Genomic DNA, 17,031 nt, shown 5'->3' with positions numbered 1-17,031 from the left:
GGGCGGGGCCACGAGGTGAGGGGGAAACGCATGGGGGGCGGACGTCTGGGGGAAGGCTTGCGCCCCGAGGACCCGCGGTCGGCCGGGCCGTACCTGCTGCTGGCCCGTTGGCCCGGCCCCGGGCCGACGCCGCCGCGGGGCGGGATGTACGTGGGCCGCGACCGGGGGCACCGGCACGCCGTGGTGTGCCTGCTGCCCCCGGCCGCGTACGAGGCGGCCGAGGCGCTGCACCGTGGGCCCGTGCCGGGTGTGCCGCGCGTACTGGACCTGCGGACCGGGACCGAGCCCTCGTGGGTCGCCCTTGCGCACACCCCAGCCGTGTCCCTCTCCGACGTGGGGCGGCGGCCCGGCACCGAGTCCGGGGCCCTGCCGCTGGAACAGTCCGTGCAGCTCGCCGCGGAGATCGCCGGCACCCTGGCCGCCCTGCACGCCCGGGGCATCAGCTACGGCGCCGTGGCACCCGACGGCGTCTGGCTGACCACGCGCCGCCCGCTGCTGATGGCGCTGCACTCCTGCCGCATGCCGTCCACACCGCCTCGTGAACCGGGCCGGGGCGAGGGACACGGGCCGCGGCCCGAAGCAGGGCCCGGGCGGTCCGTACCGCACAGCCGCGTGTCGACCGTGCCCGCCGCCTTCATGGCCCCGGAAGTGGCCGCGGGCCGGCCCTCCTCGACGGCCGCCGACGTGTACTCCCTGGCGGTGCTGCTGCTCCACACGGCCACCGGGCGGCTGCCCTTCGGGGACGGCCCGCCGCCCGTGCTGGCCTACCGCGCCCTCCACGACCGGCCCGAACTAGCCGACCTGCCACGTGATTTGGGCGAGGTGGTGGCCGCGGCCCTGGCCTCCTCCCCGGCGGATCGCCCCACCGCCGCGGAGCTGTGCCAGACGCTAGCCCCCGGCGGGCAGGACGCGGAGCGGACTCCGGACCCGCTGCCCGGCCGGGTCATCGCCGCACTGGCCGCACGCACACAGGCGATCGTCGATCTGGAGATCGCCGATGCGAACGAGGACGGGGACGGGGGCGGGGACAGAGACGGGCATGCGGACGACCCGGTCCCGGCTGACGCCGATGCGCCCCCGCACCCCGTCACCCCGGCGGCCGCGCCCCCGGCCCCCGGCCCCGTACCCGCCCTGGCCACCCCCCACACGCCAGCCCCGCCCACCCGCCGCAGGGTCCTGTCCGGCCTGCTGACCGGCGCCGCGGGAGCGGCCCTCGGGGTATCCGGGACCCTCGCCTGGTCCGCCCTGACCCGCGAGGACAGCCGCACCGGGCCGTCCGCGGCGGGCGGCGGTCCCGGTACGAGCCCCCGCGTGCCCGGCATGCCTCCGGCCGCCCTGTGGCGCCTGGACGACCCGACGGCCCGCACCCGGCTCCTCCCGGTGAGCAGCGCCGACCATTGCCTGATGATGCGTGGCGACGTCCTGTACGGGCACGACCTGCGCACCGGCAAGGAGGTGTGGCAACTGCCCGTCGACGGCAACGCCCCTCCCGTCCAAGTGCCCGGAGACCGCTTCCTGACGGCCACGCGCGAGGGACTGTCGCTCTGCTCGATGCGCGACGGCCGTACCCAGTGGCTCCAGCGCAACGATCAGCTCGCGAAGGTACTCGCCGTCGACGGTGCCACCGGGTGGCTGCTCACGGCGGACGGAAGTCCGACGGGCGGATACCTGCTGGCGGCGTTCGACCTGGACCACCGCAAGGAGCTGTGGCGCACCCCGCTGCCGAGCGGATTCGGCAACGCCCAACTGGCCACCACCGTCGGCCCCGAGACGGTCGTCGTGGAGGTACAGGTACCCCGGCAGATGTTCCGGGATGTCACGGCCGTCCGGACCCTCGCTATCGCGGGCTTCGAGCGGAGCAGCGGACGCATGCTCTGGAACCGCTCCTACCCCGACGTACACGGCGGGCCGGCCTCCGTGGTGGACCCGGCGGGCGGCGGACGGCTGTTCCTGCTCTCCGGCGGTCGCGCCCACGCCTACGACCTGAAGACCGGCACCCGGCTGTGGGAATCGCAGGCCCTGGTCGCCGGGACCAACGCCCCGCCCTTCTTCAGCGGCCACACCCTGTACCTGGCCGACGACGGCACGGGCCCCATCGTCGCCGTCGACCCGGACACCGGGCGGACGCTGTGGGAGCAGACGCTCACCGAGAACTTGGCGTGGAACATGCTCGGGAGCATGACCGCGAGCACCTCCGGACGCACTCTCTACCTCGCGACGCTGCACCAGGTCACGGCCACCGGCATCCCCTCGGGCAAACGGCTGTGGCAGACCGGGCTCGCGGGGGTGGAAGCGCGGGAACCGTTCCAACTCGCCGCGGTCCCCGGCGCCCTGCTCGTCGCCCGGCCGTCCGCCGTCGTCGCCCTTCCGGCGGACTGACACCCCGGGCCCTCCCTCCACGCCCGCCGAAGCACGCACGTACAGGCACGCACGCACAGCCACGACCACACGCACAGGTACGACCGCCGCCCCGAAGGAGTCCACCGGTCATGTCCACGCTCCTGCCCCTGCTGCCCGACGATCCCGAGCGGCTCGGGGAGTACATCCTCCTCGGCCGGCTGGGCGGCGGCGGCATGGGGACCGTCTTCCTGGCCCGCACCGCCGGTGGCCGCCTCGCCGCGGTCAAGACCGTCCGATCCGACCTGCGCGACCAGCCCGGCTACCGCCAGCGGCTGATGCTGGAGGCCGAGGCCGCGCGTGTCCTGGGAGCGGAGCACACCGCCGCCTTCCTCGGAGCAGACCCCGACACGGCGCGGCCCTGGCTGGCCACGGCGTACCTCATCGGACCCTCGCTGACCGAGGCGGTGACGGCCGGAGGGCCACTGCCCGAACCGGTCGTCCGCGGACTCGGCTCCGCACTCGCCGCAGCCCTCGCCGCCCTGCACCGTGCCGGGCTCGTCCACCGGGACATCAAGCCGTCGAACATCCTGATCACCGCGCAGGGCCCCCGCCTCATCGACTTCGGGCTCGCCCAAGCCCCGGGCAGCCCCCGACTCACGGAGGCCGGGGGACTCGCGGGCACACCGGCGTACATGTCGCCGGAGCAGGCACGCGGGGGACCACCCGGCCCGGAAGGCGACGTGTTCGCCCTCGCGGCCGTCCTGGTGTTCGCCTCGACCGGACACGGCCCGTACGACGCCCGCGGCCGACAGAGCACGCTCGACCTGCTGCGGCAAGGGGCCGACCCCGAACTGACCGGTCTGCCGGACGGGCTGCGCGGGACGCTCACCGCCTGCCTGGCACCGGATCCGGGAGACCGGCCCGCGCCCGGCCGACTGCGCGACGAGTGGGGGCCCTTCGACCCCGGGGAGTGGGCCGAGCTGCTGCCGCAGGCGCTCCTCGCCGACCTGTCCCGCCGGATCGGGGAGGTCGCCACCGTGGCCCCCGCCCCGCTGCGCGCCCCCGCCCCGCGCCGCGCGCTCTCCCGGCGCACCCTGATGGCGGGCGCGGCGGCCGCCGCGCTCACCGTCGCGGGCGGCGCGTCGGCGCTCTGGGCCACGGGCAACCTCCCCGGCTCGGGCTCGGGCACCGGCGGCCGTACTGCGGCGCCCGGCCCCGGGCGGTCCTCGCGCCCGCCCGGCACCCCTCCGGCCCCGCTGTGGTCGGTCCCCTCCCCGTTCTCCGCCGCCCAGGCCGTCGCTTCCGACGAGGTACTGATCCACACGAGCGACGTCCTGCGCGGCATTTCGACCGCCGACGGCCGGATCCTGTGGGAGACGCAGACCGCCAAGGTCGACGTGGCCGTGGCAGGCGACAAGCTCGTCGGCTCCGCCTTCGACGACGACGGCAACGCGAGCGCGGGATACCTGGACCCGCGCACCGGCCGGCTCGCCCCCGACGCGGCCAACCCGGCCGTCCTGGGCGATCTCGCCCAGACCACCCAACTCCTGGCCGCGGATGCCGAATGCCTCTACTTCAAGGCGTACTTCAGATCCGGCGACCAGCAACAGCAGGAGCAGGCGTGGCTGCTCTCCTACGAACTGGGCGCCCGGAAACTGCGCTGGCGCACGCGGATCGAGGGCGCCGTTCTGGACTCGCTCGGCTCCCTCATGATGTCGTCCGTCATCTCCGGCGGCCGCCTGATCTGCTCGGATCCCGCACGCGTCTTCGCCGTGGACCTGCGAGACGGCCGCGTGTTGTGGGCCTGCCGGGTCCGCACCGACCAGGAGGCCGCGTCGCCGAACCAGTCGGGAGGCATCAACCCACCGGTCGCCTCGGACCGCCACGTCTTCGACTTCGAGGAGCGGATCACGGCGGTGGACCTGGTGACGGGAGCGGTGGCCTGGAAGCTGGAGCCGGAGGGCACGAAACTGCTGAGCGCGCCCGTCTGCGTGAACGGCGCCGTGTACGTTGCGGACGGGGCGCTCCAGGCATTCGACGAGTCGACCGGGAAGAAGGTGTGGACCCACGACCCGGGCGCGTACGTCTCCATGCTGGCGGCTCCCGCCCCGTTCCGCGGGGAGCTCTACGCGGCGGTCGGCGGCGACGGTCAGGCGGTCGTCGCGGTGGACGTCGCGGGCCACCGGGTCGCGTGGACGCTCGCCGCGGGGGCCCTGAACATGCCCGACGGCCCGACGATGATCGTCCAGCGCGGCAACCGACTCTACCCGCAGACCGTCGACCGCCTCGCGGCCGTCCCGCTCGATTGACCGGAGGCGACGCTGGTGGTGCACCGGTCGGTGCATCCGCGTTGTGCCCGGCATACTGGACTCCACCCCTGCCCACCCCGCGGACCCCGTGAGCGGGCGTCACGGTGGTTCCCGAACGCCCGGCATCCCATACCCGCCTGACACCGGGGCGCGCGCCGCGTCCCCATCGACTGCTGATACGAGTGCTGTGACCGGTGAGCCCGCGTCCACACCGCCTTCGCGTGATCTCGGTCTTCCGCTGGACCCGGCAACGCGCTTACGCTCAGACCGTTTCGGTACAAAGTGATGATCTGGCTCCCGGCACAGTGAGGCGGCCTCCATGCCTGGATGGATGGACTTGGCGTACACCACGGCCGGCGGTGTCGTCGGCGCCGCGGTGACCAACTACCTCTCCAAGAACCAGGAACGTCGGCAGCAGCGAGCAGCGGTCATGCAACACCTCCTCCGCGTCGCAGCGGTGCGCGAGAGGGTGTGCGCCATCGTGCCGAGGCGGGGGGAGAGTCCGCCGCGGCACTTAGCCGGGGCACGACTGCTCGCCCCGGCACGTTTTGGCGTCACGGCGGTCCTGGAGGACGGCCGTGACGCCGAGCACGCCCAGCGGGAAGCGATCTCAGATCTTGTGGTGGCCGCGCTCACGGCGGGCATACCCCGCAGGATCTTGGACTTCGCCGGAGGCAGTGAACAACGCGCCTTGCAATGCGAGGCCATCAGAGTGGTCGATCTCCACCTGGGCGGTGTCCTGGGTGAGTCACTCGAAGAACTCATGACGCAGTGTGAGGAATACCGGCAGGCGACGGCTCAACACCTGCTCCGGGCTCTGTGGCACCCATGGCAGACGCGGTTGCGGATGCATGCGCGCCTTCGCGCGTTGCGTCAGGACGCGGCCGCACTCCATCGCATGCAGGAAGCGGCGATGTCCGTCCTGGCTCAGCCGGAGCACATCGAAGCCCTCACCGAGCGACTCGGTCGCCTTTCGGATCAAGACCCACCACGCGTGAACAATCCAGGCCCCGCGGCCTAGGCGGGCCGAGGGCGAGGCCGGTCTGCACGACCGCTCCAGCAGGCCGAACCCGCACCGCACCGTACCCCGGCCCCAGTGGGGGCCCAGGTCCGCCGACATCTGAGCCTGCGCGGGCCGCAGCCGCAGTTCCTGCGCCTGCTGGAACTCACCGGCGCCGACACCCTCTTCACCCGATCACCGACACCTGATTGCCGCGGCCACCGAACAGCAGGCCCATCAGGCATACCCGGGCCATGCCATCACCCCAGCGGGCGCTCGGGACGTGGTAGCGGGCCGTGGCCCCCACCGGGCGGGTACGGGAGGTCCGATGGGTGGCGCTCGTCGTAGGTGAACCGCCACGAGGTGCGGTCGGCCTCGGTGTGAAGCACGGGGCGCCCCGCCTCCTCGTACTCGGTGATGAGCTCCCGGCCGTCCGGGCGTACGACGGTGACCAGCCTGCCTTCGTCGTCACGGCCGAAGACGGTGGTCCGCTGCAGCGGATCGGTGAGGGCGACCAGCGGCCTCGGCGTCGTACGTGGAAACGCGTCACCGAACCCCGAGGATCGCGGCTCTGCACGATGCGGTACGCCTCGTCCACCGGTAGTCGCGCCGTCCGGGCCGGACCGCGGGCGGGCTCACCGTAAGCGAACGCCAGCGTTGCGTGCCCGTTCGTCCGCCCTGCCCGATGCAACGGTCGAGGTCGTCGTACACGTACGTGTAGCCGCAGCCGTTGGTGCCGGTCCGGGATGTCATGCGGGCCCGCTGGTGCGAAGCGCAGCGGCCGACCGCAGGAGTTGGTGACATCGCGGCGGCGACCGCCCCTGTAGCCGTACGCGAGGATGCGCGGCCCGCGATCGATGTGGAGGGCGGTGATGCGGCCGTTGGCAGTCTCGACGCGCAGACGGTAGCCACCGGAGTGGTGGGGGATGCCGACCTGCGTGCTCACCTTGGCGATCAGCTCCCGGGCCGCCCTTCGGTGACCCGTCCACCGACGGATCATCCGGACGCACCGCGGCGCCGGGCGGCGCCTGCAGCCGAGTTGCGGAGGCAGGGCCGGATACGTGCCGTCCACGCCGCTCCGGCTTCACCGCTCCCCGCGACTCTCCTCAAGATGTCGGCGCCGGGGGCTGCCCGCCCGGGTCCAGTCGGCGAACCACCAGGCTGCGGTGACCACGGCAGCCCAGAGCAGCCCTTGCAGCACGGCCTTTGGCCACTCCGCCGATTCACCCCACCGCTCGACTCCCGTCAGGACCCCCCAGGCCACCACGAGGACCACGGCCGTACGTACACGTCGATGCTTGAACATGCGCACAACCTGCCCCGGACGCCGATGACCAACAGGGACCAGTGCGGCATTTTCGGGGCGGGCCGTGGTGAGGAATCCGCTGATGCCCGTGCCGGCCGCATAGAGCCGCGGATCCCGGTCAGGTGCGGGGGTGAGCGACCGACTACGTGAACAGGCATGACGATGGACTGGCGTCACCGAGCGGCTTGCCGCGAGGAAGACCCGGACCTGTTCTTCCCCATCGGGAGCAGCGGCCCGGCCCTGCTCCAGATCGAGGAGGCCAAGGCGGTGTGCCGTCGATGCCCGGTCTTGGAGCGCTGCTTGGAGTGGGCACTCGAAGGGGGCATGGACATGGGCGTGTGCGGAGGCCTCACCGAGGAGGAACGGCGCGCCGTCAAGCGCCGCAGGGCCCGGGAGGCGCGGGCCCGCCCCCACTCATGACCCGCCTGCCCGACTCCCGGACCGCCAGGGGCCGTCCGCGGCTGGTGGCGTAGGCGGCGAACACCCCGATCTGGCGCAGTCTCTGGAACCCGTCAGGAGTGCGGTGCCCTGCATGCTCGGCCAGCCGCCAGCCGTCAACCGTTCTTCCGGACTCGTAGTGCTCTGTTAGCCGGTGTCGTAGGGCGGCCATGGGACGGTTCGTTTGCAGGTGGGGCAGGTGCCGGTCCAGGTGGCCAGCAGGTTTTGGAGGAGGTCCAGGGCCCGGTAGAGGGTCAGGCCCTGGCAGGGGCTTTCGGGCAGGTCCGCTGCTCGGTGAGGAACAGGTGGGCGGCGGTGACGAGGGTGACGTGCCGGTGCCAGCCCGGTGAAGGAACGGCCCTCGAAGTGGTCTAGGCCCAGAGCAGTTTTCAGTTCACGGTAGTCGTGCTCGATCCGCCACCTCGACTTCGCCAACCGGACCAGGTCCTTGGCGGGGATGTTCGCGGGCAGGTTCGAGATCCAGTACTTCGTGGGTTCCGCCTCGCCCTCGGGCCATTGCGCGATCAGCCAGGACAGCCCGATCGTGCCGTCGACGGCGGGCTTGGGACGGCGGCCCGCGAGCCGGATCCGCAGGAGCACGAAGTGCGAGCTCATCGCGGCTCTGGAACCCTGGCGCCAGGTCAGGGCTCGCCCGTGGTGGCGTCCGGCGGCCGGCACGTGGTCGCGTAAGGACACGGGCCTGGTGCGGTAGCGGGGCCCCGGGCGGAGCCCGAGACCTCCGTAAGCCGGCTGATGGGGTTCGATGTCCTCGCCGTGGGCGGTCATCTCGGCTTGGCCTACAGGACATAGTCCAGGCCCCGGTCTTCGAGACCGTGGCGGAAGTCGGCGTGCGCGCCATAGCCGGTGTCCGCGACCAGCACGGCGGGCCGCAGACCGATCCCGGACAGCTCGTCGAGCATCTCCAGCGCCAGCTGCCACTTCGGGCGGTGGCGTTCGGTATCGGGGATCCGGCAGGCCGCCCGGCGTGAGGCCGCCTCGGGCCCGTGCCATGCGGCAGGCAGGAACAGCAGCCACGACAGCGGGCACGAAGCCGTGTCCGAGGCAGCGTGGACGCTCACCCCGATCTGGCAGTCGCCGACCTTGCCCGGGGTGCCCGAGTACTGCCGGGCCACCCCGGGTGAGGCCGTGCCGTCCTTGGGGAAACCGGTGTCGTCCACCACACACACCTGCGGGCGCACGCCCGCACGGCCCGCCACGCCAGCAGGGCCCGCACGTCGGCGACCGGCCAGGTCGAGGACGTCATGAACTGCTGCAACCGCTGGTGGCCGACCCCGAGCCGTTCGGTCATCGGCTGCATCGACTTGCGCCGGCCGTCCAGCAACAGGCCCCGCAGATACAACTGACCCTTCTCCAGCCAGTCCCACCGCACCAACGGCGCGAACACCTCGAAGGCGAACTCCTCCAACCGGACCCGCACAGCGGCAAGCTCCCCAGCCCTCATACCACCAGCGAACTACCACACACCCGACGTGACAAGACCGGCTAACAAAGCACTACTAGGCGGTGCATCGAAAGTGTTTTCTAGGAGGTTGTCGGGCTGCCCGGCTACGGTGCGGGCATGGTGAATTTCGTGCTGGTTGCAGGTGCACGGCTCGGGGCGTGGGCGTGGGGCGAGGTGGTTACGTATCTGCGCGCGGCTGGCCATGGCGTCTATCCGTTGACGCTGTCCGGTCTTGCTGACAAGCAGGGTGTACCGGCGGGGCAAGCGACCCACGTCCAGGACATCGTTGCCGAGGTAGAACGCCAGGGTCTACGTGACGTAGTCCTGGTGGGTCACAGCTACTCGGGCATCCCGGTAGGTCAGGCCGCGGAGCGGATCGGTGACCGACTGGCCCGCGTGGTCTTCGTCGACTCGAGTGTTCCAACTGACGGCGAGTCGTTTGTCTCCGCCTGGCCGGACGGCGGGGCGGCAGTGGAGGCATCAATCGCCGAGAACGGAGGGTTTTGGCCGCTCGCGCCAGCTGCTCATTACGCCGGCGAAGGTCTCACCGATGAGCAGATCGCACGCCTCGTGCGTGGGTCGACGCCTCACCCAGGTGCCACGCTGACCGAGCCCGCTGTGCTGTCGGGGCCGCTCGGTGAGCTTCCGGCGACATACGTCCTGTGCGTGATGCCGGGGGCCGAGCCTGACGACGCCGAGCCCGACGAAGATGTGGCCGAGCTGCTGAAAAGCAAGCGCTGGCGGCTGGTCAAGATGGACACCGGCCATTGGCCGATGTTCTCCCAGCCGCGCGAGCTGGCGCAGATTCTCCTCCATGCTGCCGTGGAGTGAGAGCACATCCATACCTGCGGACTGGTTTTGGACGCACTTGGGTGCTGGTCACAGCCATTGAGTGGCGTGCATCGTGAAGTGGCAGGTTACGGGCCTGGTGTGCTTCTGCGCGCGGGTGCTCGTGGTGGTCGCTCGGGGCAGTCTGCCGTGTAGATCATCGGGGAGGGAGGTCTTCGCGGGTTCTGGTCCGTTCCAGCCCGGGGGCTCCTACGCTCCCGGGCATGGTGGACCCCGGGGTGCTGGAACGGATCGCCGCGCGCCGCGCGGAACTGGACAGTCTGGAAGAACAGCTGGTCAAGCAGCTGGACCAGGTGGGGGCCGAGCGGGCCGAACTCGCGGTCGCCGAGCGGGTTCTGGCGAGGTTGAGCGAGCAGATCGCCGGGGAACGGGCTGCCGTCGCACCGGCGTCGGTGCAGGTCGGCGGGCGGGCGGTGCTGCTGGTCCCGCACCGCGGCCACAGCCCGGACGAGACCGCGCTGCCCGGCGACTACCGCCGGATCCTGGAGATCGTTCGGGCCGTCGGAGGGCCGGTGCAGGTACGGACGGTGGGCGAGGCGCTGGGCCTTCAGGTGGAGGCGCGCGGGAAGTTGGAGCCGCTGCGTGCAAAGTTGGTCAAGCTCGCGGACCGCGGCTGGCTGCCAAACTGGGCGACGGGAGGTTCACCGCGCGCCTGTAACCGTCCCGGCCCGGCACGCTGCTCCGGGGCGTAACTTGAGCTCCCCCGAGGGCAGTTGAGTTTGGTGTGAAGAAGACAACCCTCACGCCGAGGGCCCCGACTGTCTTGTCTACACCGCCCGGCTGCCGCTGTCGAGCTCCACCTTGAACTGGCTCGCCGACCTGATCCGCGGCCACCTGAAGAAGGCCGGATCCAGGTGGCGGGCCCTGCCCGCGGGGAAGATCGCCGCCATCGTGCTGGCGGTGCTGCGCGGTGACCAGCGTCCCGGCGACCTGGTCGGCGGGAACGGGGTGCACCGCACCACCGTGACCCGGTGGGTGCGGGAAGTCGTCGGCCTGCTGGCCGCCCGCGCCCCGCGCCTGGACCGCGCCCTGAAGAAGATCGCATCCCGCCCCCACGAAGGGGCGAAACGCGGGAGCTGATCACGACATGACACAGGCTGTAGTTCGGTGTGGATTGCGACATCTCCGCCTAGCCAAGGGGCCCTCGTGGTCCACCGTAATGCCCCGCTGACCGAGACCGGACGTCTTCGCCTGGCCCGGTGCGTCGTGGACGACGGCTGGCCCAATCAGACGTGCGGCGGAGCGTTTCCAGGTCAGCCACACCACCGCCGCCCGCTGGGCCGGCCGCTACCGCCAACTCGGCATCGCCGGAATGAGTGACCGCTCCAGCCGCCCCCATCACCAGCCCCGCAGGACCGCGGCCGCAATCGAGGCCGAGGTCCTCCGATTGCGGCGCGAGCACCGCATCGGCCCGCTGCGGCTGGCAGTCCGCTGCCGCATCGCACCCTCGACCGCTCACCGCATCCTCCAGCGGCACGCTCTGCCGCCACTGGCGGCACTCGACCGCGCCACCGGCGAGCCCGTCCGCCGCTGAGGGCGCCGGGTCCCGCGCCGCCGCCCTGGCGGTGGTCTTCAAGCTCGTCGAGTCCGCCCAGGCGCGCTGGCGCGCCGTGATGCCCCCCACCTCGTTGCCCTCGTCCGCGCCGGGGGCCCCGCTTTGAATGCGGCCAGCTCGCTGAACGGCCGCAGACGACCGCAGCGTGAATAGGGTGGCGAACCTGCCTCGAAGTTCGAGAACATCCGGTCATGTTGGATGGCACGGCAGGACAGGACCTTCCGGTCGGCTTCGGGTTCCGGCCGTATCGCGGCGACGAAGACCACGACGCCATGGCCGCGGTGCGGCTGGGGTGTGTTGAACGGGACCGGGTCGATGTCCATTCGGTAGTGGAAGGGCTCCCGACCGCGGCCGAGATCGACGAAGCTTCTGCCAAGTTGGAGGAGCCGTCCAAGAACCAGATCCTGGTGGTGCTCGACGGAAGCGTCGTCGGCTACTCGACGATCCGGTGGTGGCAAGAGCGGGACGATACGTGGCTGTACCTGCACCGCGGCTACCTCTTGCCCGAGCATCGAGGCCAGGGTATCGGCTCAGCCATGCTGAGCTGGGCCGAAGAGCGGATCCGCCAGGTGGTCAAACAGCATGGAACGACGCGGACGGCAGTGATCGGCGCGAACGCCATGGCCTCCGAGCAGGACGCCACGGCACTTCTGCGCGCAGCCGGCTACCGACGTGTCTTCAGCCTGGTCGAGCTGGAGCTGGGCGATCTGCAGCAGGTGCCCGAGGGCGGCGAACTGCCAGCCGGGATACGGACAGGGCCGATCGGGACAAGCCACTACCGTGCAGCGTGGAGGACGGTCGTCGATTCGTACACGGACCCAGGTTTCACTCAGAGATGGCCTTTCCAGGACTTCGTCGACACCGCCGACCCGGCATGCTGGAGGGCTGCCTGGAACGGGCAGGACATGGTCGGCGTCGCCCTCTGCTCCATCCGCCGTCACGACCACACCGTGGGCGAGGTGGAAGAGCTGAGTGTCCGCACGGACCAGCGACGCCTCGGAATCGGCCGGGTCCTGCTGCTGGACGGACTGCGGAGCCTTCGCGATCAGGGTGCAACGACCGCTCGGCTGTTCACGGGCACGGCAAATCCGCACCGGTCCTACGACCTTTACGAGAGTGTGGGGTTCCGGCGCCGGAACGAGCACGTCCGTTACCGCAAGCCGCTTGCTTGATCGACCGGCCATCGGGCTGCCGGGTCAGTCCACAGGATCTGACAATGCCTCCCTTCGCGGTCCTGACCGCTTTTACTCACAGCGCTCGCGCTCGGCACAGGGGGCGTACTTATCAGGATGGCGGTGGTCGTGGTCTCGGCCCGCCGCCCCGGCGGCATGTGCCCCAGTCTTCAGACGCCGCCACCAGCGGGGGCTTGCCCAGGGTCGCCTTCGGCTTGCCCACGCCGTTGGCGGGAGGCTTACCCGGGCATCAGGGGGCTTGCCCGGGGCGGAAGCAGGCCCGCCAGCCGCGGGCCTTCTCGGCGGTCGTGGCTGCCGGCCTCTCGCGCAAGCCTTCCCGCCGGTGAGCTTGCCCAGGGAAGCCTTGGCTTGCCCGACCCGGTGCCCGAACCCGTGGCCGATCACCCGCATCTGCGTGACCGGTCGGCCATCGGTCATCGGCCAACCCACAGCTCAGCGGCGTGACCGACCCGTGCAACTCCCCGTGGGAGATCCGTGCCAGCGGCCAGTCATTCCCCACTGGTGGCCAGTAGGTGGGGAGGTAACTGGCCACCAACGGTTACTCACTGTTGATGGAACGGGTCGCTCGTCCGGCGCAGGTGGGCGTCGATCAGAGCGAAGGTGGCTTCCGGTTGTTCGATCTGCGGAAGGTGGCCGGCCTTGGGGATGACCTCGAGTCGGCCGTTGCCGAAGGCGTCGGCGTACGCCGCGCCGTAGGCGGGGGTGACGATGCGGTCGCTCTCACCCCAGAGCAGGAGGGCAGGCGTCTGAACATGTCCGAGCCGGCGCAGCAGCTTGGGGTCATGCATGTAGGGGTCGCCGGCGAGGATGCGCATGGTGGCCATGTTGCTTTGTCTGCGTGCGAGTTCTTCGGCCGGGATGTCGGCCGGGTCGAGGTGGTACCGGCCTGAGTCATGCCAGGAGTGCTCCGCAACGCCTCGGGCGTCAAGGCCGAAGAAGTCGGTGATCGGTTCCGTCTCGACCTGCACGCCGACGGCGTCGATCAGGACAAGGCCGGTGATGCTTCCCGCGCTGTCGCGTACGGCCATCTCGGCGGCTATCCAGCCCCCGAGCGAGGAGCCGACGACGAGAACGTCGCGCAGTCGGCGTTCGCGCAGGGTGTGCAGGTAGGCGAGGGCGAGGTCGTCCATGCCGGTGAGCCATGCGGGGCGGGGTGTGCCGTCCCAGCCGGGGTGCACAGGCGTGATGGTGTGGGCGATGCGGGAGAGGTGCTGGGCGATGCCGGCCACTGTGGCGGGGCCTCCGCCGCCGTGCAGGATGAGGACCGGCCTGCCAGCTCCGGCCTCGGACAGAGTGAGGGTCAGGTCAGCGGACTCGGCTGATGCGTCTGTGAGCATGCCCACCAACATAACTAAACATCTTTATATAAGCTAGCTTGGTTATGAAGTAGACTCGCTCCATGCATGGTGAGCTGCAAGAACTCGGCAGAGCGGTCAAACAAGCCCAGTATCGACAGCATCGGGCGCTCGACGGCGCACTCTCGGCCATCGGCACGACGCTGGCCCAGTGGGATGCCCTGCGTGCGATCAGCCGCTCACCCGGGGCGTCGGCCCGCGAGTTGGCCGCGGCGACATTTCAGACCGGTCAGGCCTTCGGCACGCTCGTCGGCCGCCTCGCAGCACAGGGCCTCGTGGAGCGCCGACCGGGACACGGCCGACGCATCGAGCACCACCTCACGCCCGCCGGCGAGCAAGTCCTGACGGTCGGCCACAAGGTTGCTGACGAGGTGCTCGCCGCCTGCTTCTCCAGCTTGCCCGACGCGGACCGCGCAACCCTGCTCGACCTACTTCAGCGCCTCACCGCAGAACGGGACACGTAGACCCGACCGCCAGACACACCTCCCGCGGGTGGATCCATCGCTCGCTGCTCGTTGAGCGGCCGCTTCGGTGCGGCCCGAAACAGATGGTTGGCGTGCGCCTCGGTCAGCCCACATGTTCGTCACCGGCTGTTACATCGCAACTGGCCGTCCGTGGGGAATTCCGGGTGGCCGCTGACCATCCGATCACCCGTAACTGGCAGCTGATGACCGGACGGGAACAAGGCCATCGTCAGCACATTCCCGAGCCGGTGAGATGCGGCTGCAGCAGCTTGACGTCGCGGGCGACCCGTGGACCACCGTGTCCGGCCGACTCCGGTGTCGTTGTCCGCGGGCGTGCACGATCCGTCCCGCGCGGAGCGCGCTGAGGAGCCCCAGCCTCCCCCCGGTCAGGGGCCCCTCACTCCCGTTCAAGCGGGGCAGGACGTCAGGCGCAGACGAGCCGGTCGGCCACGAGCCACTCGACGCGTACCCCGCGCCGGATGAGCGGGGCGATGGCGCGGGCCGCACGGTCCAGCGCCGCTTCGGCGAGCGGCCTTTCGGCGAGGCCGTTCGGTACGCGCAGGCCGTCCTCGAGGTACGTCATGGTTCTCTTCCTCTCTGCCCGGGCGGGTGCCGCCCCTGATGGAGATGCCGTTGTCAAGCCGCGCGGGTGCTGTCCAGACGGGGCTACGCCGCTGGTTCAACGCTCACCGCGATGGCTCGTCTCCGAAGGTGAACCGCCAGGACCTCCATCTCGACGAGCGTACCGATGAGACCGGTCTCGGCGAGTTCCGTTGCTTGCGCTCGTGCTTCGCCCAGGGACAGTTCCCGTGCACCGCGGAGAGCCTGCAGCACGGGAACAAGGCTCGGTACGTCTCCAGACAGGCGAAGCTGCACTGGCCCGTGTACTTGCAGCAGAGCCTGTCGGATGTTCTCGGGCGTGACGGGGCCGCTGTCTTTCACGCACCACCCATTCGGGCAGTCCACGCATCGCCCTTCGGTGCCCCAACAGAGCATGCCCTGATCGAAGAACTGACCGACATCGCAGGTCGTGCCACCGCAGGCACTGCACCGGCCTGTGACCTGTACTCCTTGTGTGATCACAGAGATCTCCTCAGCGCCATGGGCCAATGCTCATGGGATCCTCCCTGAGAAGTCGGCTTTGGTCGATCAGGTGTGCGGTCGGCGAGAAGCCCTATTGGGTGGTTGCTGCTGGTGGCGTGAGGTCGTAGTGCCGCTGGTCTCGGAGAAGTGCCCACAGGACGTTGACTCCTCGGCGGGCCAGCGCCAGGACGCTTGGGAGTGCCTCTTGCCCTCGGCTCGTTTGCGGCCGTAGTACCGGCGTGATTCTGAGCAGCAGGTGATGCTGCTCATGGCTGCAAGGAACAGGGCCCGTTGCAGACGTCGCTGATATCGCTTCGGCCGGTGTCGGGGGCCGTGACCTTGCGGTCTGGTCGCCACCGAGAACGACCCTGACACCGGCCCCGGTGGCCGGGTTAGCCAGGCATTCCAGCTCATCGAACTCGCGGAGCGCGCTCTGGCCTCGGCCGTGATCTACGAACGCGAGCGAGGCAGCTCCTGGGCAGGGATCGCCCAGTACCTGGGCATCAGTCCAGCAGAGGCGGAAGCACCTCACCCCCGCCCAGCGCCGGCGCTTCCGCCGCGTGGTGCTGGACGCCTTCGTGCCGGACCTGCGCACCGGCCGCCAGTTCCGCCCCGGCTTACGGGAAGCGCGCGGGTTCGTAGATTCCACAACCCCCAACAGCATGAACCCGCACGCTCGACGGACGCTGGGGTCGTCGAGCGTGCGGGTTCTTGGGGTTCGTGTGCGGGGGCTACTCGTTGTGGAGTTCGGCGCGGACGAGGCGTGAGGGCTGGAAGGCATACAGGTCGAGGATTCCTGGTGGCTTGGCCAGGCCAGGGCCGCCGTCGCGGGCCCGGGCGGTGATGTCGTACGGCCCCAGGCTGAACGTCGACTTCACCCAGCTCCGCGAAGGAGCCGACGCCTCCGGCTTCGGCACGGCCGCCTGACCCGGGCAGAACCGGCCTTGGGGGCCGGGGGGGGGGGCGGGGGGGTGGGTGGCGGGGGGCCCGGTGGGCCGGCGGCCCGTGGTCAGCAACACCCCGAGCGCCCCCCGGCCCGCGGCGTGGGTGGCGGGCCCCGGGCTGGACGCCCAGGCCCGGCAGATGTTCACCCTGATGACTCAGCTGCCGTGAGGGCCAGGCCCCGGAACGACCGAAGGGCCCCGGGTGGCGACCCGGGACCCTTCGGCCTGTTCGTCGGCGGACCGACGGCGGTGCTTCAGCGCTGCACGGCCACCGCGTAGCGCTCCAGCTCGGCGGCCAGCTCGGCCGCGACCTTGGCCCGCAGCAGCGTGCCCTCGCCGGTGTGCTCGGTCTCCAGCAGCTCGCCCTCGGCGTGCACCCGGGAGACCAGGGCCCCCTGGATGTACGGCACGAGCACCTCGATCTCGACGGACGGGCGCGGCAGCTCGGCGTCGACGAGCGCGAGCAGCTCGTCGATTCCGGCGCCGGTCCGGGCCGAGACCGCGATCGCGTACTTCTCGTTGCGCAGCAGCCGCTGGAGGACCAGCGGGTCCGCCGCGTCGGCCTTGTTGATCACGACGATCTCGCGCACGTCGACCGCGCCGACGTCCCTGATGACCTCGCGTACGGCGGCGAGCTGCTCCTCCGGGGCCGGGTGCGAGCCGTCGACCACGTGCAGGATCAGGTCGGACTGGCCGACCTCCTCCATGGTGGAGCGGAACGCCTCGACCAGGT

General features: G+C 70.8%; 13 protein-coding genes and 6 pseudogenes. 11 read left to right on the top strand and 8 right to left on the bottom strand.

What is annotated here, in order from left to right; genetic code table 11:
- Nucleotides 1–30: 30 nt before the first annotated feature.
- From ACIPK4_RS38925 to ACIPK4_RS38915, 3 genes are all read left to right on the top strand, one after another.
- On the top strand, nt 31–2,379 hold the full coding sequence (locus ACIPK4_RS38925) for a PQQ-binding-like beta-propeller repeat protein (RefSeq protein ID WP_402322372.1): 2,349 nt from the start codon (nt 31–33) through the stop codon (nt 2,377–2,379).
- Nucleotides 2,380–2,489: 110 nt separating this feature from the next.
- On the top strand, nt 2,490–4,649 hold the full coding sequence (locus tag ACIPK4_RS38920) for a PQQ-binding-like beta-propeller repeat protein (protein WP_402322369.1): 2,160 nt from the start codon (nt 2,490–2,492) through the stop codon (nt 4,647–4,649).
- Nucleotides 4,650–4,980: 331 nt separating this feature from the next.
- Complete coding sequence (locus ACIPK4_RS38915) at nt 4,981–5,670, top strand: hypothetical protein (RefSeq protein WP_402322367.1); 690 nt, start codon at nt 4,981–4,983, stop codon at nt 5,668–5,670.
- A 239-nt stretch (nt 5,671–5,909) separates the two neighbouring features.
- Here the strand turns inward: ACIPK4_RS38915 and ACIPK4_RS38910 are convergent, their stop codons facing one another.
- Nucleotides 5,910–6,167, bottom strand: a complete 258-nt coding sequence (locus ACIPK4_RS38910; RefSeq protein WP_402322396.1) for a hypothetical protein — start codon at nt 6,165–6,167, stop codon at nt 5,910–5,912.
- A gap of 566 nt (nt 6,168–6,733) precedes the next feature.
- Nucleotides 6,734–6,955 carry a hypothetical protein gene (locus ACIPK4_RS38905; protein WP_402322364.1) on the bottom strand — a complete coding sequence of 74 codons (222 nt, stop codon included), beginning with the start codon at nt 6,953–6,955 and terminating at the stop codon, nt 6,734–6,736.
- Nucleotides 6,956–7,117: 162 nt separating this feature from the next.
- Between ACIPK4_RS38905 and ACIPK4_RS38900 the strand changes: the two genes are divergently transcribed.
- Complete coding sequence (locus ACIPK4_RS38900; protein WP_402322393.1) at nt 7,118–7,375, top strand: WhiB family transcriptional regulator; 258 nt, start codon at nt 7,118–7,120, stop codon at nt 7,373–7,375.
- A gap of 272 nt (nt 7,376–7,647) precedes the next feature.
- On the opposite strand, the pseudogene ACIPK4_RS38895 reads toward ACIPK4_RS38900, so the two are convergent.
- A pseudogene (locus ACIPK4_RS38895) lies at nt 7,648–8,855 on the bottom strand (IS701 family transposase).
- A 117-nt stretch (nt 8,856–8,972) separates the two neighbouring features.
- On the opposite strand from ACIPK4_RS38895, the gene ACIPK4_RS38890 reads away from it, so the two are divergent.
- From ACIPK4_RS38890 to ACIPK4_RS38865, 6 genes and pseudogenes are all read left to right on the top strand, one after another.
- Nucleotides 8,973–9,686 carry an alpha/beta fold hydrolase gene (locus ACIPK4_RS38890; protein ID WP_402322361.1) on the top strand — a complete coding sequence of 238 codons (714 nt, stop codon included), beginning with the start codon at nt 8,973–8,975 and terminating at the stop codon, nt 9,684–9,686.
- Nucleotides 9,687–9,907: 221 nt separating this feature from the next.
- Nucleotides 9,908–10,396, top strand: a complete 489-nt coding sequence (locus ACIPK4_RS38885; protein WP_402322358.1) for a hypothetical protein — start codon at nt 9,908–9,910, stop codon at nt 10,394–10,396.
- Nucleotides 10,397–10,484: 88 nt separating this feature from the next.
- Nucleotides 10,485–10,754, top strand: a pseudogene (locus ACIPK4_RS38880) (IS5/IS1182 family transposase); the annotation flags it as partial.
- A 96-nt stretch (nt 10,755–10,850) separates the two neighbouring features.
- A pseudogene (locus ACIPK4_RS38875) lies at nt 10,851–11,235 on the top strand (leucine zipper domain-containing protein); the annotation flags it as partial.
- Nucleotides 11,192–11,408: pseudogene (locus tag ACIPK4_RS38870) on the top strand (IS256 family transposase); the annotation flags it as partial. The pseudogenes ACIPK4_RS38875 and ACIPK4_RS38870, both read left to right, overlap by 44 nt.
- Before the next feature lie 42 nt (nt 11,409–11,450).
- Nucleotides 11,451–12,431: a GNAT family N-acetyltransferase gene (locus tag ACIPK4_RS38865; RefSeq protein WP_402322355.1), complete on the top strand. Its 981-nt coding sequence runs from the start codon at nt 11,451–11,453 to the stop codon at nt 12,429–12,431.
- Between the two features lie 563 nt (nt 12,432–12,994).
- Here the strand turns inward: ACIPK4_RS38865 and ACIPK4_RS38860 are convergent.
- Nucleotides 12,995–13,789: an alpha/beta fold hydrolase gene (locus ACIPK4_RS38860; RefSeq protein ID WP_402322352.1), complete on the bottom strand. Its 795-nt coding sequence runs from the start codon at nt 13,787–13,789 to the stop codon at nt 12,995–12,997.
- A 62-nt stretch (nt 13,790–13,851) separates the two neighbouring features.
- Between ACIPK4_RS38860 and ACIPK4_RS38855 the strand changes: the two genes are divergently transcribed.
- Entirely contained in the window at nt 13,852–14,271 is a 420-nt protein-coding gene (locus ACIPK4_RS38855; protein ID WP_402322349.1) for a MarR family winged helix-turn-helix transcriptional regulator, read from the top strand.
- A 424-nt stretch (nt 14,272–14,695) separates the two neighbouring features.
- On the opposite strand, the gene ACIPK4_RS38850 is transcribed toward ACIPK4_RS38855, so the two are convergent.
- The 4 genes and pseudogenes from ACIPK4_RS38850 to ACIPK4_RS38835 all read right to left on the bottom strand — a co-directional run.
- Complete coding sequence (locus tag ACIPK4_RS38850; RefSeq protein WP_402322346.1) at nt 14,696–14,854, bottom strand: hypothetical protein; 159 nt, start codon at nt 14,852–14,854, stop codon at nt 14,696–14,698.
- Nucleotides 14,855–15,445: 591 nt separating this feature from the next.
- Nucleotides 15,446–15,687: pseudogene (locus tag ACIPK4_RS38845) on the bottom strand (IS110 family transposase); the annotation flags it as partial.
- 398 nt (nt 15,688–16,085) lie between these two features.
- Nucleotides 16,086–16,232 carry a hypothetical protein gene (locus ACIPK4_RS38840; RefSeq protein ID WP_402322343.1) on the bottom strand — a complete coding sequence of 49 codons (147 nt, stop codon included), beginning with the start codon at nt 16,230–16,232 and terminating at the stop codon, nt 16,086–16,088.
- A 320-nt stretch (nt 16,233–16,552) separates the two neighbouring features.
- A pseudogene (locus ACIPK4_RS38835) lies at nt 16,553–17,031 on the bottom strand (GTPase HflX); the annotation flags it as partial.

It is taken from the genome of Streptomyces sp. NPDC086989, from assembly GCF_044745505.1.
In the GTDB taxonomy this organism is placed as follows: domain Bacteria; phylum Actinomycetota; class Actinomycetes; order Streptomycetales; family Streptomycetaceae; genus Streptomyces.
This window is presented reverse-complemented; position numbering and strand designations above follow the sequence as displayed.

Bases quoted from the DNA above. Each gene is read 5' to 3' on its own strand.
- ACIPK4_RS38925 (WP_402322372.1), top strand. From the start codon at position 31: ATGGGGGGCGGACGTCTGGGGGAAGGCTTGCGCCCCGAGGACCCGCGG.
- ACIPK4_RS38920 (WP_402322369.1), top strand. From the start codon at position 2,490: ATGTCCACGCTCCTGCCCCTGCTGCCCGACGATCCCGAGCGGCTCGGG.
- ACIPK4_RS38915 (WP_402322367.1), top strand. From the start codon at position 4,981: ATGGACTTGGCGTACACCACGGCCGGCGGTGTCGTCGGCGCCGCGGTG.
- ACIPK4_RS38905 (WP_402322364.1), bottom strand. From the start codon at position 6,955: ATGTTCAAGCATCGACGTGTACGTACGGCCGTGGTCCTCGTGGTGGCC.
- ACIPK4_RS38900 (WP_402322393.1), top strand. From the start codon at position 7,118: ATGGACTGGCGTCACCGAGCGGCTTGCCGCGAGGAAGACCCGGACCTG.
- ACIPK4_RS38890 (WP_402322361.1), top strand. From the start codon at position 8,973: ATGGTGAATTTCGTGCTGGTTGCAGGTGCACGGCTCGGGGCGTGGGCG.
- ACIPK4_RS38885 (WP_402322358.1), top strand. From the start codon at position 9,908: ATGGTGGACCCCGGGGTGCTGGAACGGATCGCCGCGCGCCGCGCGGAA.
- ACIPK4_RS38865 (WP_402322355.1), top strand. From the start codon at position 11,451: ATGTTGGATGGCACGGCAGGACAGGACCTTCCGGTCGGCTTCGGGTTC.
- ACIPK4_RS38860 (WP_402322352.1), bottom strand. From the start codon at position 13,789: ATGCTCACAGACGCATCAGCCGAGTCCGCTGACCTGACCCTCACTCTG.
- ACIPK4_RS38855 (WP_402322349.1), top strand. From the start codon at position 13,852: ATGCATGGTGAGCTGCAAGAACTCGGCAGAGCGGTCAAACAAGCCCAG.
- ACIPK4_RS38850 (WP_402322346.1), bottom strand. From the start codon at position 14,854: ATGACGTACCTCGAGGACGGCCTGCGCGTACCGAACGGCCTCGCCGAA.